The sequence below is a fragment of the Arthrobacter koreensis genome, assembly GCF_009193255.1.
Lineage (GTDB): Bacteria > Actinomycetota > Actinomycetes > Actinomycetales > Micrococcaceae > Arthrobacter_B > Arthrobacter_B koreensis.
In genome coordinates this window covers 965635-981226 of record NZ_WACG01000001.1, presented here as the reverse complement: position 1 = coordinate 981226, position 15592 = coordinate 965635, and the positions used below count along the sequence as shown (strand labels likewise).

Below are 15592 nucleotides of genomic sequence, written 5' to 3'. Positions count from 1 at the left end.
GGTCTGCTCAGCCCGGACCGCCCATCGAGATGGCAGAAACTGCCCGTTTGAGGGCTCAAAAGAGCAGTTTCTGCCATCTCGATGGAGGTGGGCGCGGGAGGCGGCAGACCTAGACGGGCGACGCCGCCGCGACGGCCTGCCGCGCCAGTGTCTTCAGGCTGAAGCCGGGGACAGCAACCTCCTCGGGGGCCGGACCGGTCCCGGCCGCCAGCAGTTTCCTCGCCCCCAGATGCTCCCCGGGCGAATTGACCGACTCCACGGCAGCCAGCCGTCCGTCCCGGAAGCACAGCACGGAGAACTTCCCACTCTCCGGATCCCCGCTGGTCACCAGTTGGTCCCCGGGCGCGGAGAGACCGGCGATCTGCAGCCGCAGGCTGCCCTGGTTGCTCCAGAACCACGGCAGGTCCGTGTACGGCTCGGCGGCTCCGAGGATGGTCCGCGCCGCATGCCGTCCCTGGTCGGTGGCGTTCTGCACCGACTCAACCCGGATCCGTGCCCCCGTGTGCGCCGACGGGAAGCTGGCGCAGTCGCCCACCGCCAGGACCGACGGATCCGAGGTGCGCAGCGCGGCGTCCACCACAATGCCGTTCCCGGTTTCCAGCCCGGCCGCGGCGGCCAGCGCATCATTGGGCACGACGCCGATGCCCGCCACCACCAGGTCCGCCCGGTACCGGGCGCCGGTCGTGGACACTGCCCAGCCAACCCTGCCGTCCATGCCCGGCTCCAGGGAGGCAATGCCTTCGCTGAACTGCAGCCGGATCCCGGCACGGGTGTGGGCGGCGGCGAACCAGGCGCCCGTCACCGGGCTCAGGGCGCGCCCCATGGGGCCCGGCGCGAACTCCAGCACCGTCACTTCGCAGCCGCGTGCCCGGGCCGCGGCGGCAACTTCCAGCCCGATGAATCCAGCCCCGACCACCACAACGCGGCGCGCCGCAGCGAGGTCTGCGTGCAGCGCCGCGGCGTCGGAAAGTGTCCGGAGAAGATGGACGCCGGGCAAATCTGCGCCCGGGCAGGTGAGTGCACGGTTTGCGGCGCCAGTGGCGAAGACCAGGTGCCGGTAGTCCACCTGCTCGCCGTTGCCGAGCGTGACGGTCCGCGCGGCGCGGTCCACGGCTGCGGCACGCACCCCGCTGCGCAGCGTGATCTCCTTGTCCGCGAAGAACGACGCCGCGCGCAGCGGCAGGGGAGCGGAGCTGCCCTCCGGGGAGAGGTAGTCCTTGGACAGCGGCGGACGCTGGTAGGGCAGGCCGGGCTCGTTGGCGATGACGGTGACGGCCTCCGGGTAGCCGCCGCTGCGCAGCGAGTCCGCCACCTGCAGCCCGGCCTGTCCGCCGCCGATGATGACTACTGACATCTCAGACCTGTTCCGCAGGAACGTCGACGACGATCCCGTCCAGTTCCGCACAGGCCTTGATCTGGCAGCCCAGGCGGGACAGTTCGGTCCGCTCGGCGGTGGTGCAGTCCAGCATTTCCTCTTCGTCGTCGCTGGGTTCCGGCAGGGCAGCGGCGAATTCAGGGCGGACATAGACGTGACAGGTGGCGCACATGGCCTGGCCGCCGCATTCCCCGACAATGCCGTCCACTCCGTTCGTGACGGCGGCGCGCATCAGGGACGTTCCCGGCTCCACGCTCACCGTGGCCGGCGTACCTGAGGGCTGGATAAAGGTAATGGAATTCATGGTTCTCCTAGGAAAGGCGGGATTAATCCCAGAGCACGGGCATCTTGAGCATGCCGCGGAAGACCCAGCCGGCGTCGACCGTTTCCGCCGACGGGTCCAGGCGCAGCCGCGGGAACCGCTCAAAGAGGGCGGGCATGGCTACCTGGGCCACCTGGGTGCGGGCCACCCAGGTTCCCGCGCAGAAGTGCGTTCCGCCGCCGAATCCCAGGTGCGGCTTCTTGGGCCGGTGCAGGTTGTAGGTTTCCGGGTCCTCGAAGACGGCCGGGTCCCGGTTGGCGGCACCGATAACGACGCCGATGCGGGCTCCCTTGGGCAGCCGGACCCCCTCGAGCACGGTGTCGCGGGTAGCTTCCCGCGGGTACATTCCGATCGGAGCCACCCAGCGGACGGATTCTTCGAAGGCCGCGGCATACAGTTTCGGGTCCCGGCGCACCGAGGCCAGCTGGTCCGGGCTCTCCAGCAGGGCCCAGACCGTGGTGCCCAGGACGTCCCGCGGCTCGTTCAGCCCGCCGCCGATGGTCATCTTCAGGTTGGCGCGGATGGCTTCCAGCGGGATCGGCATGGAGGCCAGCCCGGAGAGCAGTGAGTGGTCCGGGTTCTCCCGGAAGTACGGCAGCATTTCGTCAATCGCGGCATCCACTTCCGCAGACGAGCGCGCGCTCTTCTCCCAGACATCGGCGTCGTCTGCGTAGTTTCCGGTGCCGTCGATCATCGTCTGGCTCCAGCGCTGCAGGTCCTGCTGCGTCGCGTTGTGGAAGCCGCAGACCAGGCGCAGGTTCTCGGCGGCGTAGGGCGCGGCGTAATCCCAGACAAAGTCGGCGCCCGGCCCCTTCGCCTCCAGCTCGCCGAGGTACTTCTCATTGTTCGCCTCGAAGAGGGCTTTCCAATGGTTCTTGATGGTGCCCGGGCGCAGCGTGGAGCCGTAGGAGTCACGTTCGATGCGGTGCTCCGGATCATCCTTGCGCAGCATTGAATGGCCCATGGAGCGCTTCATGAGGGAGCCGTTTTCGTTGGCGGAGAAGGTCGCATCATCCTGCTCGATGGTGTGGCACGCGGCGTAACTGGTCACCATGTAGCGGTTCACCGCCGGGACCCAGTGCGCCGGTGCTTCCTCGCGCATCCGCCGGTAGATGGGGAACGGATCCCGGTACAGGTCGGGGATGGTGACCCAGTCGGCCACTGGTGCTTCCCTGACATCGACTGCGGAAGGCACGGTAGCCGTCACGGCGGCGGGTGCGGCCGCGGCGGCGTCGTGGTCTGCCTGCACGCCGGAATAGGGACAGCTGGGGGACTGGGTGGTATCCGGGGTGGTCATCGGTGATCTCCTCGTATGCGTCGCGGCGGCACCCGCCTGGCTATCAGTGTGCCCTGCGTCATATCCCCGGTAAAGTACAAGAAATCATTGATTATCCACGTCTTTAGTGAGGTTATGGATGCTCCGATACACCCTGCGGCAGCTGGAAGTGTTCGCTGCCGTGGCGGACCACGGCAGCATCGCGTCCGCAGCGGGGAGCCTGCACGTCTCTGAATCGGCGGTAGCCGGGGCACTGAACAACCTCGAGCGGGCCTTCGGGGCACAGCTGGCCATCCGGCGGAAGGCGCACGGCATCACCCTGACCACGGCAGGGCAGGGCGTACTGGCCAGGGCACGGAACCTGCTGGTGGATGCCGTGGACCTGCAGCTGCACGCCGGCGGCACGGACGCCGAGGTGCGCGGTTCGCTGGTGCTGGGTTGTTACCTGACGCTGGCGCCGACGGTGCTGGCCCGGCTGATCGAACACTACGGACAGCGGTATCCGCTGGTGGAGCTGGACTTCTACGACGGTCCGCAGTCGGAAATCCACCGTCGCCTGGCGGACGGGCAGCTCGACGTCGCCATCGCCTACGATCTCTCGCTTCCGGCGGGACTGAACCGGCAGCCGCTGTTCGCTGCCGAGCCGGCCGTGGTGCTGTCCGCCGAACATCCGCTGGCGGAGCGCAGCGAACTGTCCCTGGCCGATGTGGCGTCCGAACCCATGATCCTGCTGGACGTGGACCCCAGCCGGGAGAACACCATGACCATGTTCGGCGCCGCCGGTCTGACACCCAGTGTCCGGTTCCGGACCACGGACTATGAGGTGACGCGCTCGCTGGTGGGACGCGGTATGGGCTACGCCATCCTGGTCCAGCAGCCGGCAGGGGAGCTGTCCTATGAAGGCCGTCCGCTCGTGGTGCGGCCGCTGCGGCCGGCGGCACGCCCGGTTCCCGTCTCCATGGTGTGGCCGGCAGCGCTGCGGCCATCCCGGAGTGTGGCGGCGATGCTCAGCCTCGCGGCGGAGCTTTACGGCTGACCGCCGCCCCTCGAGAGGCCAGTTACGGCTTTTTTCAGGCCTGAAAGGAGCCGTAACTGGCCTCTCGTGGGAAGGAGGGGGCCCGGTGACAGCAGTACGGCGGCCAGATGTGGCAGGAAGCACGTTCCCGGAATTCGACGCCCGCCAAACCCGTCCGGATACTTGGAGGCATGACATCAACGCACACTGACACCCTTCCGGCCCGCGGGCCGGAGGCGGTGACGGTCTCCATCACCCGGCGGGTCGATCCCCGCCGTGTGCCTGAGGCCACCCACTGGGTCCAGGAGGGCGTCAACCTCGCCAACACCTGGCCCGGGTTCCTCGGCTCCGGATGGGTCCGCGCCTCCGCCACCTCCGACGAATGGCACATGCTCTACCGCTTCGCCGACGCCGCTGCCCTGGACGCCTGGGAACACTCCGAACCGCGCCGCGAATGGCTGGAACGCGGACGGGACATGGTTGAGGACCGCACCGTCACCCGCCGCACCGGCATTGAAGGCTGGTTCGATTCGCCGTCCTCCACCACTGACCTGGAGGCCCCGGGAACACCTCCGCGCTGGAAGCAGGCCGTGGCCATCTGGCTGGGCTTCTTTCCGGTCAACCTGGCCTTCACCTGGCTGGTAGGGCTGGCTTTCCCCGGCTGGGAGCAACTGCCCATGCCGCTGCGGGTACTGATTACGACGGCGGTCCTCACCCCGATCATGGCGTACTGGGTACTGCCCTGGGTCACCGGCCTCCTGCAGCCGTGGCTGGCGCGCCGCCGCTCCTAAGACACGGCCACGCACGACGGCGCTGCCCGGGACACTGCCCGGCCGGCGCCGTCGTTATATCTACCGGACCGCAGCGGGAACATGGCCAGACCGCCCCGACTTCCAGGCCTTGAGGAAACCGTCGCCAATGTCCCACAGCCCGATGAACAGGACGGCCGCAGCGGTGATTCCGCTGATCCAAGTGGACGCGTCCGCACCCCAGTCCACGTTCGCCAGGAAGGCCCAGTCAAAGATCTGGCCCGTGGACAACAGCCACAGCACCGGCACCATAAACGCCAGCGCCAGCACGGCGTTAACCCCTGCAAAAGAGTAGGTCCAGCGTCCGGCCAGGTAAAGCACGACGGCGAAGCCCGCCTCGATGACCAGCAGGACGATCACGTACGGCAGCCAGAAACTCCACAGGCTTTCCTGCAGGACCACCACGGGTTCGCCGTCGAGGTACATCACGGAACCCACCCGCTGCCAGAGCAGTACGCCGATAAAGAAGGCGGCAAGCGCCACCGAGGCAATGGTGTCGCCGAGGGAGACCTGGGATTTCCGCGGAACCTGCGGCAGCATGGCCGGTGACCACGGCTGCAGGCCCAGGTCCTTCCGCCGGGTGCCGTTGAACTGGATGACGGCGAAGACCAGGGTGACCCAGAAACCGAGGTGCACCAGGACACTGATGGCCGTGCCGATCGCGGCGCCGAAGGCTCCGGCAGGGTCCCCGGGCTCTAGGGCCATCTGCACCACGGCCGAGCCGAGGAACGCAAGCGGCGTAAGGATGACGGCGAGGGTTTTCAGCAACCGCCACCAGTCCAGGAAAAGGTCCGGCCCAATCAGGTAGAGGGGCCGCCCGCTGTACTGCGCGGCCAGGCGTGCCGGATCCCCGAGTTCCGTGAGGACCGCGTTTTCCGCTTCGGCCGGCGGCTGGCCAGCCTCGACGCGTGCATCGACGTCGTCCGCGATGGAACCTCGCAGTTCCCGCTCAATGTCCGCCCGTGCTCCCTCCGGCAGTGAGCGCAGGGCGGCGAAGACATAACGGTCAGTGAGAGTACTCATGATGCTTTTCCTTCGTTGAGCCGGCGGATGGAGGCGTGGAGCGCTTCCCAGTCCTTCAACAGGGCGTCCAGCAACTCGGTGCCCTGCTCGCTGGTGGTGTAGAACTTGCGCGGGCGCGCCTCTTCGGTGTCCCAGGAGCTGGTGAGCAGCCCCTGCTTCTCGAGGCGTCGCAGCAGCGGGTAGAGGGTGTTGGCCTCGACGGCGAACCCGGCCCGCTCAAGGGCTTCAAGCAGGCCGTAGCCGTAGCCGGGCTGTTTGAGGATGGAGAGGCAGGCCAGCACCACCGTTCCGCGGCGCAGTTCCTGGAGATGTCCACCCAGCAGGTCTTCGTCCATGACTCACACTATGGTGTGTCACGCACAATCTTGCAACAGGCGGGCTGTTTTTATCTTCGCCGGACCGGCTGGCGCAGGATGGTCTTTAGCTTCTCCGGCGCAGTGCGCCGCGGGTCGCTGAGATAGACCTCATGGTGGTCGCCGTTGAAGTCCAGCTGGTTCTCGGGCATGAACTCGTGGTGCAGCTGTGCTAGCAAGGGAGCTTCGTCGTCATAGGAACCGATGTGCATCACCTGAACTGCGAGGCCTTCCTTCAGCTCCAGCCAGTGGATCCGTGCCGCGGCGTCGAGGTCCTTCCTGGCCCGGACCTCAGCGGCCGCTTCCAGGGCAGTTTCTTCGCTGACCCACTCCGGCTGGCTGATGAGCATGGTCCAGTCCCACAAATCCTTGCTGCCCTGGAGGAACGCTGCCGGGTCCTCTGCCCGCCAGAGACCTTCCAGCGGTGCCACCACCGAGTCCTGCCCGCTGCTGCGCTTCGCAGCGAACTTCAGCGAATACGCCACCGCGTAGAGTGCCTGGACCGCGGCCGCATAATCCGGCGAAGTGTTGGGGTTCCCGTGCCCGTCCACCGCCAGGAAGCGCTGCGGAGGCACCTCCAAGAGCGTGAAGCTGCGCCCAGGGGAGTAGAGCTGCCGCAGTGCCTTCTTGACGTCATACTTGGCCTGGCTTCCTGCCGGGCCTGGGGATGAATTCATGGGGCGCCTCCTGGGAACCATCAAAGGTCACCCGGGCCCCCGGGGGCAACGGTGCGCGGCAGGGTTCGGCATTCGCTACGATCCAAGGAAGCATCCGCTCCGTGGAGCGGGAACAGAACAGGGGAAGAATGACACTGGTAGGCACAGCCGCAACGGTGGTCCTGCTGCGCGACGGCGCGGACGGCCTCGAGGTCCTCCTGCTCGAACGGCCGCGGCACACGGGTACGTTCGCGGGAGCCTGGGTCTTTCCGGGCGGCCGGGTGGATCCCGAGGATTACGCTGCGGCGGGGTCCTTACCGCCCGATCTCCGGGCCGAGCCGCGCTCCCCGGCGGAAGATGTGCCGGCGGCAAGGATTGCGGGAGCGCGGGAGGCGGTGGAGGAAACCGGCTTGGTGCTGGAGCCGGACGCGCTGGTGGAACTGTCCTGCTGGGTTCCTCCGCTGCAGGCGCCCAAACGCCTGCGCACCTGGTTCTTCCTGGCGCCGGCGCCGGACGGAGAAATCCGGCTGAATCCCGGTGAACTGATCGATTCCGCGTGGCTGACGCCGGACGCAGCCCTGGAGCTGCACCGCGGGGGCAAGATGCTCCTGGTTGCTCCCACCTTCGTCACCCTGACGCTGCTGCAGCAGTTCCCGAACGCGGCGGCGGCCCTGGCGGTTGCCGCTGCCGCAGCCCCGGAAACCTACAGCAGCCGGCTTCTGGACGGATATGAACCGGACGCGGTGATTGCCTGGCACGGGGATGAGGAGTACCCCGCCGACGGCGCACGGCGGCCCGGGAGCCGGCACCGCCTGGTGATGCGCGGCAGCGATTGGCGCTACGAGCGGAGCTAGGCTCCGGGTCGAACTTCCGGGCGCACCCGGGGGTGTTCCGGAAGCACGCGGTCCCGCCCGGCGAGGAAAGCCATGGCACAGCTCAGCCCCATGATCCCGGCGCTCACAGCCAGCGGGACGGTCCAGCCTCCGCTGAGGTCATAGAGGAACCCGAAAAGCACGGGCCCGGCGGCTCCGATGGCGTAGCCCACTGACTGCGCCATGCCGGAGAGGGCAGCCGCCTGGACATGGTTGGTAGTCCGCAGGCTGAACAGGGACAGCGCCGTAACAATCATGCTGCCGCAGCCTGAGGCGCTGACCACCACCCACACCAGGGACAGCTGCGGCGCAACCAGGAGCCCGAGGAAGCCTGCCATGGCCAGCAGGCTGCCCGCCATGCCCAGCAGCCGCTGATCCGAAAACCGGCCCAGGACCGCGCCGGTCAGCAGGGATGAGGCGGTGCCCACTACCAGGAAGGCGGAGACGTGCAGCCCGGAAGTGGTCTCGGAGATTCCCTGGTCACGTTCAATGCTGGGCAGCCAGGTTGTCACTACGAAGAAGCCGACCGACTGCAGGCCCATGAACAGGGTGACCTGCCAGCCGAGGAGCGTCTTCCAGGGGGACCGGAAGCGTACCGGTGCCGCAGGGGCGCCCGCCGCGGCGGCATCGCCGTCGCCCGTTCCGCGTTTCAGTCCCGGGAGCAGGATGGCCATTGCGATCAGTGCCAGCCCGGCCCAAATCCCCAGGGCAAGCCGCCAACCGGATCCGGGAATCAGGGACACGGGCACCACTATTGCGGCGCCCAGGGCGGTGACCAGGCTCTGCGCAGCTATGTACAGGCCGGTGAGCTGGCTGATCCGGCCTGGGAAATCCCGCTTGATCAGCGAAGGGAGCAGAACGTTGAGGAAGGCAATGGCTATGCCTATCAGGAGGGTCCCGCTCCAGAGCGCCGCCGGGGCCGGAGTCGACCGGAAGACGGTACCGGCGGCCAGCAGTGCCAGTGAGAGCCAAAGGGCCCGGTCAAGTCCGGTCCGCAGGGCAACGGCCGGAGCCAGCGGGGAGAACAGGGCGAAGGCAATGAGCGGAAGGCCGGTAAGGAGTCCGGACTGTGCGCTGGAGAAGTCGAATTCGCGGCCGATGTCCGCGAGCAGGGGGCCGACGGAGACGAAGGCGACGCGGAGGTTGACGCCGATCAGCAGGACTCCGGTCAGGGCCAGGCCTGCCCGCACGGGCGGCGCCTTCCTCGTCCTGCTGAAAACCGCCACGCTTCTCCTTTGCAGCTGCGGATGTGTCATGGACCACGTTAGCGCGAGGTTGGGGCGCTCGGGCTAAGAGTAGATATGTGACACGTTGCAGCCTGCGGCGAGAAGCGCGGCGGCGGGGTTAAGGAGGCCTAGGCTACGGTGCCTTCGGCCGAGATCTTTTCGATTTCCTCCGGAGTCAGTCCGGCTACTGCGGCGATGCTGCCAGTCTCCAGCCCCTCGTTCACCGCGCTCTGCACCAGTTCGGTGAGGACCTGCTCTGCGCGGTCCACGGCCCACTGCTGGGCTTCGAGATTCGAGGCAGCCATGGCGAGGGAGGAAAGGGATTCATCATCCGTGGCGGGGAAAGCGGGGACCTGCTGGGAATTGATAACCGTCATGACTGCACCCTTCGATAGGTAGGCTAGCAACTAGCTAGACAGACTATTTATAAACTAAGGCTCCTGCTAAGTAAAGTTTGGACAACCATACTACCCGTCGGCGTCGAGAACCCGGGTCATCTCCTGCAGGAACCGGGTGATGGTTCCTGCCTCTTGAGGGGTCAGCGCCTCGGCGGTGTCCAGCATTTTGCGGTGCATTGCACCGAGCGTGTCGCGGACTTCGAGGTCAGCGTTTTCGGTGGGGATGATCTCCAGGGCCCGCCGGTCCGTAGGGTGCGGCCGCCTGGTCAGATATCCGCCCTTCTGCAGGCGGTCGATCAGGGCTGTGGTGGACGCTGTGGAGATGTTCAGGACGCGGGACAGGTCCTTGGGCCCAATGGATTTGCCGGCCTGGCGGGCCTGCATGACGTAGCGGATGGCCAGCAGGTCCGTTTCGTTCATGCGCATTGAATCGCGGGTGCGGCGGCGCATGGCGGCTTCAGCGGCTCGGTACGCGCGGAGCGCATTGAGGACGTCCACGCCGCCTGCGGTTGCAGGGGACTGGGCGTACCAGTATCCGGCCCCTGTGGGATTGGCGTGTTCAGGCATGCGCACAAGTCTAGCCGAACGGAATACTAGCCAGGCTACTTACTCGGATTGGTGATTCATTGAGTTTTATGGCCTAGGGTTTTAACCCCGTCCCGCGATGCCCGCGCCTGTGGCGAAGGCACGCACGTGCTGCAGAGGAGAATCGGCTATGGCCACGCCCTTTGAGGAACCGGCAATTCCTTCCCGCACTGAGGAAGACACCTTGGAACAGCAGCTGCCTGCCGTTCCCGAACCGGAAGAAGACGGCGGCGCTGACGATCCCGTCCGACCACACGGCGATCCCCTCCTGCCGGGAGGGTCTGAAGCGGACCGCCTGGACCAGGAGCGTGATGGCTCCGCCGCCGACGGAGAGGACGACTACCCCCGGAACGCGGGGGAGGAGTTCCCGGACGACGGGGAGTAGCCGCCACCGCTAGAGGATTCCTGCCAGTCCCCGGATGAGCCATGGATGCCACCATGCCCAGTCGTGGCCGCCGGTAATCGAACGGAATCCGGTGTCCACCCCGGCAGCAGCCAGCGTGTGGTGAAGCGCCTGCGCCGGGACATGGATACTCGGCTCGTACACTCCGGCCTGCACCCGGACCAGAATCCGGCCGGGGACTGACAGCAGCGGCTCCTGCAGGTTGTACCTCCACAGCGACGGCGACTGCGCCAGGGCGACGGCGGACGTTTCCGGGTATCGGGCCACGTGCCACAAGGCAGCCAGGCCACCGTAACTGGCCCCTGAGATGATGGTCCTTTGGGGGTCCGGTGACAGCGGCAGCGAGCGCCGCAGCTCCGGAATGAGGTCGCAGGCAGTGAAATCCACGGTGCCGGTCGGTCCGGGTAGCTCCCGTGCCCGCGTTGCTGCGTCCACCGAGTCCACCATCGCTACGTACAGCGGCGGCAGCGTGCCGTCAGCGATGGCTGCATCCAGGGTGGCGGCGAGGTTTTGGTATTGCGCCCACACCTGGCCATCGTGCAGGACCAGCAGCGGAGCCGGGCCCGACTGGGGCTGGCGCGGACGGTACAGCCAAACCCTGCGTGACCTGCCGGTGTGCCGGTCACGGACGTGGCGCAATTCCAGCCTGGGGGCACCGTGGACGTGGTGCGCGGCAGCAGTTCCGGTTCCTGCCGCGGCTCCGGCCGGAGCCAGTCCGTTTAGGCGGAGCGCCACGCCCATAATGCTGGACCCGTCCGCTCCAGCGGGAACCGGGGCTGCGAGCCACGGGGATGGGGGCGCCGCAGGCAGCCGGGCCACCGACGTCGCCGCTCCCGACATGCCGGTGGACCGCGCCGGGTTGCGGGGATCCGTTCCTCCGGCGTCTGCTGCCAGGCGGACGCCGCGGCGGTCCACAGCCGTACGCCAGGGCGGTGTACCGGGCCCTTTATGTACGGTGATCCGGTAGCTGGCCTCCCATGAAGCCGGCATGATCCAGGTCAGTGCCCACAGTCCTTCCGGCAGGGCTTCGAACTCACAGGATCCGAGGGTGTCCGGGTGAACCATGGCGTTCGCGGAGAGGATCACGGCGGATGCCTCCGGGTCCAGGCAAAGGAAGGTCACGGCACGGTAATCCGGTCCTGCTTCGGGCGCGTCCTCAATGAGCGGGGTTTCCCAGGCGTCGCGTCCGGTCAGCAGCTGCACGCGTTCAGGTCCGGACAGTGAGTCCCAGTATGCGCGGAAATGCCCGGGCAGGACATGGATGGCGGCCGGTGGCTGGGGGACAGGCTCGCGAGGTGGCGGGAACGCCGGTGCAGCCCCCGGTGTCTCAGCGCGCATCGCTGTACTCGGGTTCCAGGGGTACGACCATCGGACCACCGGTGGCAGGGTCCGTAATGACGAGGACATCAATTCCGTAGATCTCCTTCATGAGCTCCGGAGTCGCGATCTGCGCCGGCGCCCCCTGCGCCACGATCCGCCCGTCCTTCATGGCAATCACGTGGTCCGCGAACCGAAACGCCAGTCCCAGTTCATGCAGCACGGTCACCAGCGTGTACCTGCCCGTCCGGTGCAGGGTGCGGCACAGGCGCAGGACTTCCAGCTGATGCGATATGTCCAGGAAGGTTGTCGGTTCGTCCAGCAGCAGCACCGGGGTGTCCTGCGCCAGTACAAGGGCCAGCCACACGCGCTGTCGTTGCCCGCCTGAAAGTTCGCCTACCGTCCGGTCCGCCAGGTCCTGCACTCCGGTCGCCTGCAGGGCAGCGCTGACCGCGCTCTGGTCCTCCTCGGACCACTGGCGCAGCAACGACTGGTGCGGGAAGCGTCCCCTCGCCACCAGGTCCGCTACGGTGATCCCGTCCGGAGCCGTCGAACTCTGCGGCAGGAGCGCGAGCCGCCTGGCTGCCTCCCGGGTGGGGTAGGACCCGATGTCCTTTCCCTGCAGGAACACCTGGCCTGCCTGGGGTTTCAGCAAGCGTGAAAGGGCGCGCAACAGGGTGGACTTGCCGCAGGCATTCGGGCCAATGATGGCCGTGAATGAGCCCGGCGGAATCACCACATCCAGGTGCTCGGAGACGGTCCGGCCGTCGTAACCGATGGTCAGGTCTCGGCCGGAAAGGACGTCTTCCATGGGATTCTCCTTGCTGGTCATGGTTACACCTGCTTGCTGCGGGTCAGGAGCCAGAGCAGGTACACGCCGCCCACCAGCCCGGTCATCAGGCCGATCGGCACCGCGGCCTGGATTGGCAGGCGCTGGGAGAGCAGGTCCGAGCCGGCCACCAGCACCGCGCCCATCAGGGCGCCGGTACCTATGTGGACGCCCTCGGAGCGGGTCAGCCGGAAGGCCAGCTGCGGAGCCGCAAGGGCAACAAAGACGATCGGTCCTGCGGCTGCCGTGGCCACGGCAGTGAGTCCCACGGCTGCGGTCATGGCCAGGATCCGCGTCCGCTCGGTGCGGATCCCCAGCGCCTGCGCGGCGTCGTCGCCCATTTCCATCTGGTTCAGGTTCCGGGACAGCGCAAGCAGCACCGGCAGCAGAAGTACGACGGCGGCCAGTACCGGCACCGTGTGTCCCCAGTTGCGCGCCGCCAGGGATCCGGAAAGCCACAGATGCGCCTCGGCAGCGAGGTCCGAGTCTCCCTTTGCCAGCAGGATGGTGTTGACAGCGGTGAGCATGGCTCCCACGCCGATACCGATCAGGACGAGCCGGTAGCCCCCGGTCACGCCGCCGCTGAGCGAGAGCAGGTAAACGATGCCGGCGGCAAGCAGGCCGCCCGCAACCGCTGCGAGTGCAGTGGCGCCGGGGCCGGCGTCGAACAGGATGATCTGGGCCACCGCTCCGGTGGCCGCACCGGTGGTGAAGCCGATGATGTCCGGTGAGCCGAGCGCGTTGCGGGAGATGGACTGGAACGTGGCGCCGGCTGCACCAAGGCATGCACCGACGCCCAGGGCGGTGAGTGTGCGCGGCAGCCTGATCTTCTGGATGACTTTGATACTGCGGTTCTCGCCTTGGCCAAATAGTGCACCCAGCACGTCGCCGAAGGCCAGCGAGATGGTCCCGGTCTGCATGCCGGCAAGGCCCAGGACGACGGCGGCAGCTGCCAGTATTGCGCCGGTCACCAGTGTCCGGCGGCGGTAGCGCAGGCGTAAGGGGCCCAGTGAGAGTGTGCGAGTTCGGGAGGGATCGGAGCGGATCACAGCTTTGCCAGCTTTCGCCGCCGGGCGAGGGCGATAAAGAAGGGGGCACCAACCAGCGCGCTCATGACTCCGGCACCGATCTCAGCGGGTGCGGCCACCAGGCGGCCGGCAACATCGGCGAACAGCAGCAGCAGGGCCCCGAAGAGCATGGACAGCGGCAGCAGCCGCCGGTGGTTGGGCCCGGTGATCAGCCTTGCCACATGCGGTGCCGCCAGGCCCAGGAACGCGATGGGGCCGGCTGCGGCAGTGGCCGCGCCTGCCAGTACAAGGATGGACAAGGCACCAAGGACCCAGGTTCGGCGGATCCGCACGCCCAGGGTCCGGCCGAGGTCAGTGCCCAGTGACATTGAATCCAGGCTTTGGGAGAGCGGCAGGGATGCCAGCATGGCTGCCAGGCAAGCTCCGAGGACCCAGGGGAGCACGTCGTATCCTCGGCCCTGAAGGGAGCCGGAGGCCCAGGCGGCATAGGCAGTGATGGTCTCGTCCGGTCCGCCGATGAGGATGATCTTGGTGCCGGCACCCAGCATGACGGAGAGCCCTGCACCGGCCAGCACCAGCCGAACGGGATTGGTCCCGGCGTCGTGCGCCCGTCCCAGCAGGTAAACCAGCACGGAGGAAGCCGCCGCACCGGCGAAGCCCAGCCACATGTACTCGTAGGGGGAACGCATAGCGAAGAACCCCAGGCCGATGGCTACCGCGAAGGCAGCGCCGGCGTTGACGCCGAGCAGGCCGGGTTCGGCGAGGGGGTTGCGGGTTAGCGCCTGCATCAGCGCGCCGGCCAGGCCGAGGGCCGCGCCGACCGTGATGGCCAGGAACGTGCGTGGCAGCCGCAGCTGGCGCACGAGCAGGTGGGAATCCCGGGAAGGGTCAAAGTCGGTCAGGGCTGTCCAGGTGTCACTGAGGGCGATGGTGCGGGAGCCGGAGGCGAAACTGGCAAACGCCAGCAGCACCAGCAGGGTCAGGCCAAGGACCCAGACACTTGCCTGCCGGTGCTGCTTTCGTGGTGTTTGGAACACGGAATGATTTCGTTCTGGTGCGGCTACTTGGCCGGGAAGGAGTCCTTGAACCACTCCACGATGTCGCTGGCGCTGAAGTAGTCAAGGCGGAAGGACTCCGGACCCATTGAGTAGACCTGGCCTGCCTGGACGGAGGGCAGGTTTGCGAGCGTCGGGTCCGCGGTGAACGCTGCCACGGTGTCCTCTGTGGAGCTGATCAGGAAGGCGTAGTCCCCGGTCACGGAGGCAGAGAGGCCCTCGTACGAGGTGAAGGCGAAATCCTCGCGCTTCTGGGCCGAGGTGTCGTACTGCTCATCCGGTTCCGCGACGGTGAAGCCCAGTGCGCCGAGCAGCTGGGCGTGCGGGCCGGTCCCCTTGCCTACAGGGGAGACGTCACCGGCGTTATAGCTGACGATCGACGCCGTCGTGCCCTGCTCGATGTTCAGCGCGTCGGCGGTTTCAGCAAGCGAAGAGTTGAAGTCCTCAACCACAGACGCCGCCTTGTCCTCCAGCCCGGTGGCTTCACCCAGTTCCACGGCCAGGTCCTGCCAGGTCTGGTCCCCGTAGTTGACTACGATGGTCGGCGCGATGTCGCTCAGGGCGTCGTACTGGTCCAGCACTGAGTCCGCGCCGGAGGTGGACACCACAATCAGGTCCGGATCTTCGGCGATCACGGCTTCCAGATCCAGTTCGCCAATGGTGTAGAGCGGCTCCACTCCGCGTTCGAGGGCGGTATCAGCCCACTGCGAGAAGAAGCCGTTTTCATCCGCGGTGCCGCTGCGCGCCTTGCTCACGGACGTCGCGGTGACCGGAGCGTCGATGGCCAGCAGGGTGCCCGTGACGGACAGCGAGGTGGAAACGATGGTCTCCGGCTGGGCGTCGATAACCGTATCGCCGGCTTCGTGCGTGATGGTGCGCGGCCATTCCGCGGAGGATGAGCTGCTGGCGGTGGGTCCGGACTCGGCAGCGTCACTGCTGCAGGCTCCGAGGGTGAGTGCCAGGACGGCTGTGGCAGAGAGTGCCAGGGCCTTTTTGGGCAGGGGGTAGCGCAAGGGGTACTCCTAGGATGCTCGCCGCCACTGCGGGATC

18 protein-coding genes are annotated in these 15592 nt (G+C 67.2%); 4 read left to right on the top strand and 14 right to left on the bottom strand.

The window, feature by feature from the left end; genetic code table 11:
- Nucleotides 1-109: 109 nt before the first annotated feature.
- The 3 genes from GD628_RS04600 to GD628_RS04590 are packed head-to-tail and all read right to left on the bottom strand — an operon-like array spanning nucleotide 110 to nucleotide 2994.
- Entirely contained in the window at nucleotides 110-1354 is a 1245-nt protein-coding gene (locus tag GD628_RS04600; RefSeq protein WP_152273945.1) for an NAD(P)/FAD-dependent oxidoreductase, read from the bottom strand.
- Nucleotide 1355: 1 nt separating this feature from the next.
- Nucleotides 1356-1679 carry a 2Fe-2S iron-sulfur cluster-binding protein gene (locus GD628_RS04595; protein WP_091601294.1) on the bottom strand — a complete coding sequence of 108 codons (324 nt, stop codon included), beginning with the start codon at nucleotides 1677-1679 and terminating at the stop codon, nucleotides 1356-1358.
- 22 nt (nucleotides 1680-1701) lie between these two features.
- Nucleotides 1702-2994 (bottom strand): cytochrome P450, encoded by a 1293-nt coding sequence (locus GD628_RS04590; RefSeq protein ID WP_152273944.1) that lies wholly within the window; start codon nucleotides 2992-2994, stop codon nucleotides 1702-1704.
- A gap of 118 nt (nucleotides 2995-3112) precedes the next feature.
- On the opposite strand from GD628_RS04590, the gene GD628_RS04585 reads away from it, so the two are divergent.
- Both GD628_RS04585 and GD628_RS04580 read left to right on the top strand, forming a co-directional pair.
- Nucleotides 3113-4009 (top strand): LysR substrate-binding domain-containing protein, encoded by an 897-nt coding sequence (locus tag GD628_RS04585; protein ID WP_226802335.1) that lies wholly within the window; start codon nucleotides 3113-3115, stop codon nucleotides 4007-4009.
- Between the two features lie 170 nt (nucleotides 4010-4179).
- Complete coding sequence (locus GD628_RS04580) at nucleotides 4180-4779, top strand: antibiotic biosynthesis monooxygenase (protein WP_091601572.1); 600 nt, start codon at nucleotides 4180-4182, stop codon at nucleotides 4777-4779.
- 60 nt (nucleotides 4780-4839) lie between these two features.
- Here GD628_RS04580 and GD628_RS04575 read toward each other — a convergent pair whose 3' ends face one another.
- From GD628_RS04575 to GD628_RS04565, 3 genes are read right to left on the bottom strand one after another with little or no spacing between them, the layout of a single operon-like run.
- Nucleotides 4840-5820: a permease prefix domain 1-containing protein gene (locus tag GD628_RS04575; protein WP_152273943.1), complete on the bottom strand. Its 981-nt coding sequence runs from the start codon at nucleotides 5818-5820 to the stop codon at nucleotides 4840-4842.
- Complete coding sequence (locus GD628_RS04570; protein WP_091601301.1) at nucleotides 5817-6155, bottom strand: PadR family transcriptional regulator; 339 nt, start codon at nucleotides 6153-6155, stop codon at nucleotides 5817-5819. Before GD628_RS04570 ends, GD628_RS04575 begins: the two co-directional genes overlap by 4 nt.
- A gap of 50 nt (nucleotides 6156-6205) precedes the next feature.
- On the bottom strand, nucleotides 6206-6850 hold the full coding sequence (locus tag GD628_RS04565; protein ID WP_152273942.1) for a GyrI-like domain-containing protein: 645 nt from the start codon (nucleotides 6848-6850) through the stop codon (nucleotides 6206-6208).
- Nucleotides 6851-6978: 128 nt separating this feature from the next.
- On the opposite strand from GD628_RS04565, the gene GD628_RS04560 reads away from it, so the two are divergent.
- Complete coding sequence (locus tag GD628_RS04560) at nucleotides 6979-7683, top strand: NUDIX hydrolase (RefSeq protein ID WP_193313192.1); 705 nt, start codon at nucleotides 6979-6981, stop codon at nucleotides 7681-7683.
- Here the strand turns inward: GD628_RS04560 and GD628_RS04555 are convergent.
- The 3 genes from GD628_RS04555 to GD628_RS04545 form a co-directional block, all read right to left on the bottom strand.
- Nucleotides 7680-8927 (bottom strand): MFS transporter, encoded by a 1248-nt coding sequence (locus tag GD628_RS04555; RefSeq protein ID WP_226802334.1) that lies wholly within the window; start codon nucleotides 8925-8927, stop codon nucleotides 7680-7682. The two genes, GD628_RS04560 and GD628_RS04555, sit on opposite strands and share 4 nt — an antisense overlap.
- Nucleotides 8928-9055: 128 nt before the next feature.
- On the bottom strand, nucleotides 9056-9304 hold the full coding sequence (locus GD628_RS04550; protein ID WP_091601309.1) for a hypothetical protein: 249 nt from the start codon (nucleotides 9302-9304) through the stop codon (nucleotides 9056-9058).
- Between the two features lie 90 nt (nucleotides 9305-9394).
- The gene (locus GD628_RS04545; protein ID WP_091601311.1) at nucleotides 9395-9892 is read right to left on the bottom strand and encodes a MarR family winged helix-turn-helix transcriptional regulator; all 498 of its coding nucleotides are present in this window, start codon (nucleotides 9890-9892) and stop codon (nucleotides 9395-9397) included.
- A gap of 148 nt (nucleotides 9893-10040) precedes the next feature.
- Between GD628_RS04545 and GD628_RS04540 the strand changes: the two genes are divergently transcribed.
- Nucleotides 10041-10295, top strand: coding sequence for a hypothetical protein (locus GD628_RS04540; RefSeq protein WP_091601313.1), 255 nt, complete (start codon nucleotides 10041-10043; stop codon nucleotides 10293-10295).
- A gap of 9 nt (nucleotides 10296-10304) precedes the next feature.
- Here GD628_RS04540 and GD628_RS04535 read toward each other — a convergent pair whose 3' ends face one another.
- The 5 genes from GD628_RS04535 to fepB form a co-directional block, all read right to left on the bottom strand.
- Nucleotides 10305-11651 carry an alpha/beta hydrolase-fold protein gene (locus GD628_RS04535; protein ID WP_193313191.1) on the bottom strand — a complete coding sequence of 449 codons (1347 nt, stop codon included), beginning with the start codon at nucleotides 11649-11651 and terminating at the stop codon, nucleotides 10305-10307.
- Nucleotides 11641-12462 (bottom strand): ABC transporter ATP-binding protein, encoded by an 822-nt coding sequence (locus tag GD628_RS04530; protein WP_226802333.1) that lies wholly within the window; start codon nucleotides 12460-12462, stop codon nucleotides 11641-11643. The genes GD628_RS04535 and GD628_RS04530 overlap by 11 nt, the downstream gene beginning before the upstream one ends.
- Before the next feature lie 2 nt (nucleotides 12463-12464).
- Complete coding sequence (locus GD628_RS04525; RefSeq protein ID WP_152273938.1) at nucleotides 12465-13430, bottom strand: FecCD family ABC transporter permease; 966 nt, start codon at nucleotides 13428-13430, stop codon at nucleotides 12465-12467.
- A gap of 74 nt (nucleotides 13431-13504) precedes the next feature.
- On the bottom strand, nucleotides 13505-14524 hold the full coding sequence (locus GD628_RS04520) for a FecCD family ABC transporter permease (RefSeq protein WP_091601319.1): 1020 nt from the start codon (nucleotides 14522-14524) through the stop codon (nucleotides 13505-13507).
- 23 nt (nucleotides 14525-14547) lie between these two features.
- The gene (gene fepB, locus GD628_RS04515) at nucleotides 14548-15555 is read right to left on the bottom strand and encodes a Fe2+-enterobactin ABC transporter substrate-binding protein (protein ID WP_226802332.1); all 1008 of its coding nucleotides are present in this window, start codon (nucleotides 15553-15555) and stop codon (nucleotides 14548-14550) included.
- Nucleotides 15556-15592 lie beyond the last annotated feature (37 nt).

Bases quoted from the DNA above. Each gene is read 5' to 3' on its own strand.
- GD628_RS04570 (WP_091601301.1), bottom strand. From the start codon at position 6,155: ATGGACGAAGACCTGCTGGGTGGACATCTCCAGGAACTGCGCCGCGGA.
- GD628_RS04600 (WP_152273945.1), bottom strand. From the start codon at position 1,354: ATGTCAGTAGTCATCATCGGCGGCGGACAGGCCGGGCTGCAGGTGGCG.
- GD628_RS04565 (WP_152273942.1), bottom strand. From the start codon at position 6,850: ATGAATTCATCCCCAGGCCCGGCAGGAAGCCAGGCCAAGTATGACGTC.
- GD628_RS04535 (WP_193313191.1), bottom strand. From the start codon at position 11,651: ATGCGCGCTGAGACACCGGGGGCTGCACCGGCGTTCCCGCCACCTCGC.
- GD628_RS04590 (WP_152273944.1), bottom strand. From the start codon at position 2,994: ATGACCACCCCGGATACCACCCAGTCCCCCAGCTGTCCCTATTCCGGC.
- GD628_RS04585 (WP_226802335.1), top strand. From the start codon at position 3,113: ATGCTCCGATACACCCTGCGGCAGCTGGAAGTGTTCGCTGCCGTGGCG.
- GD628_RS04545 (WP_091601311.1), bottom strand. From the start codon at position 9,892: ATGCCTGAACACGCCAATCCCACAGGGGCCGGATACTGGTACGCCCAG.
- GD628_RS04595 (WP_091601294.1), bottom strand. From the start codon at position 1,679: ATGAATTCCATTACCTTTATCCAGCCCTCAGGTACGCCGGCCACGGTG.
- GD628_RS04540 (WP_091601313.1), top strand. From the start codon at position 10,041: ATGGCCACGCCCTTTGAGGAACCGGCAATTCCTTCCCGCACTGAGGAA.
- GD628_RS04580 (WP_091601572.1), top strand. From the start codon at position 4,180: ATGACATCAACGCACACTGACACCCTTCCGGCCCGCGGGCCGGAGGCG.
- GD628_RS04530 (WP_226802333.1), bottom strand. From the start codon at position 12,462: ATGACCAGCAAGGAGAATCCCATGGAAGACGTCCTTTCCGGCCGAGAC.
- GD628_RS04560 (WP_193313192.1), top strand. From the start codon at position 6,979: ATGACACTGGTAGGCACAGCCGCAACGGTGGTCCTGCTGCGCGACGGC.
- GD628_RS04575 (WP_152273943.1), bottom strand. From the start codon at position 5,820: ATGAGTACTCTCACTGACCGTTATGTCTTCGCCGCCCTGCGCTCACTG.
- GD628_RS04550 (WP_091601309.1), bottom strand. From the start codon at position 9,304: ATGACGGTTATCAATTCCCAGCAGGTCCCCGCTTTCCCCGCCACGGAT.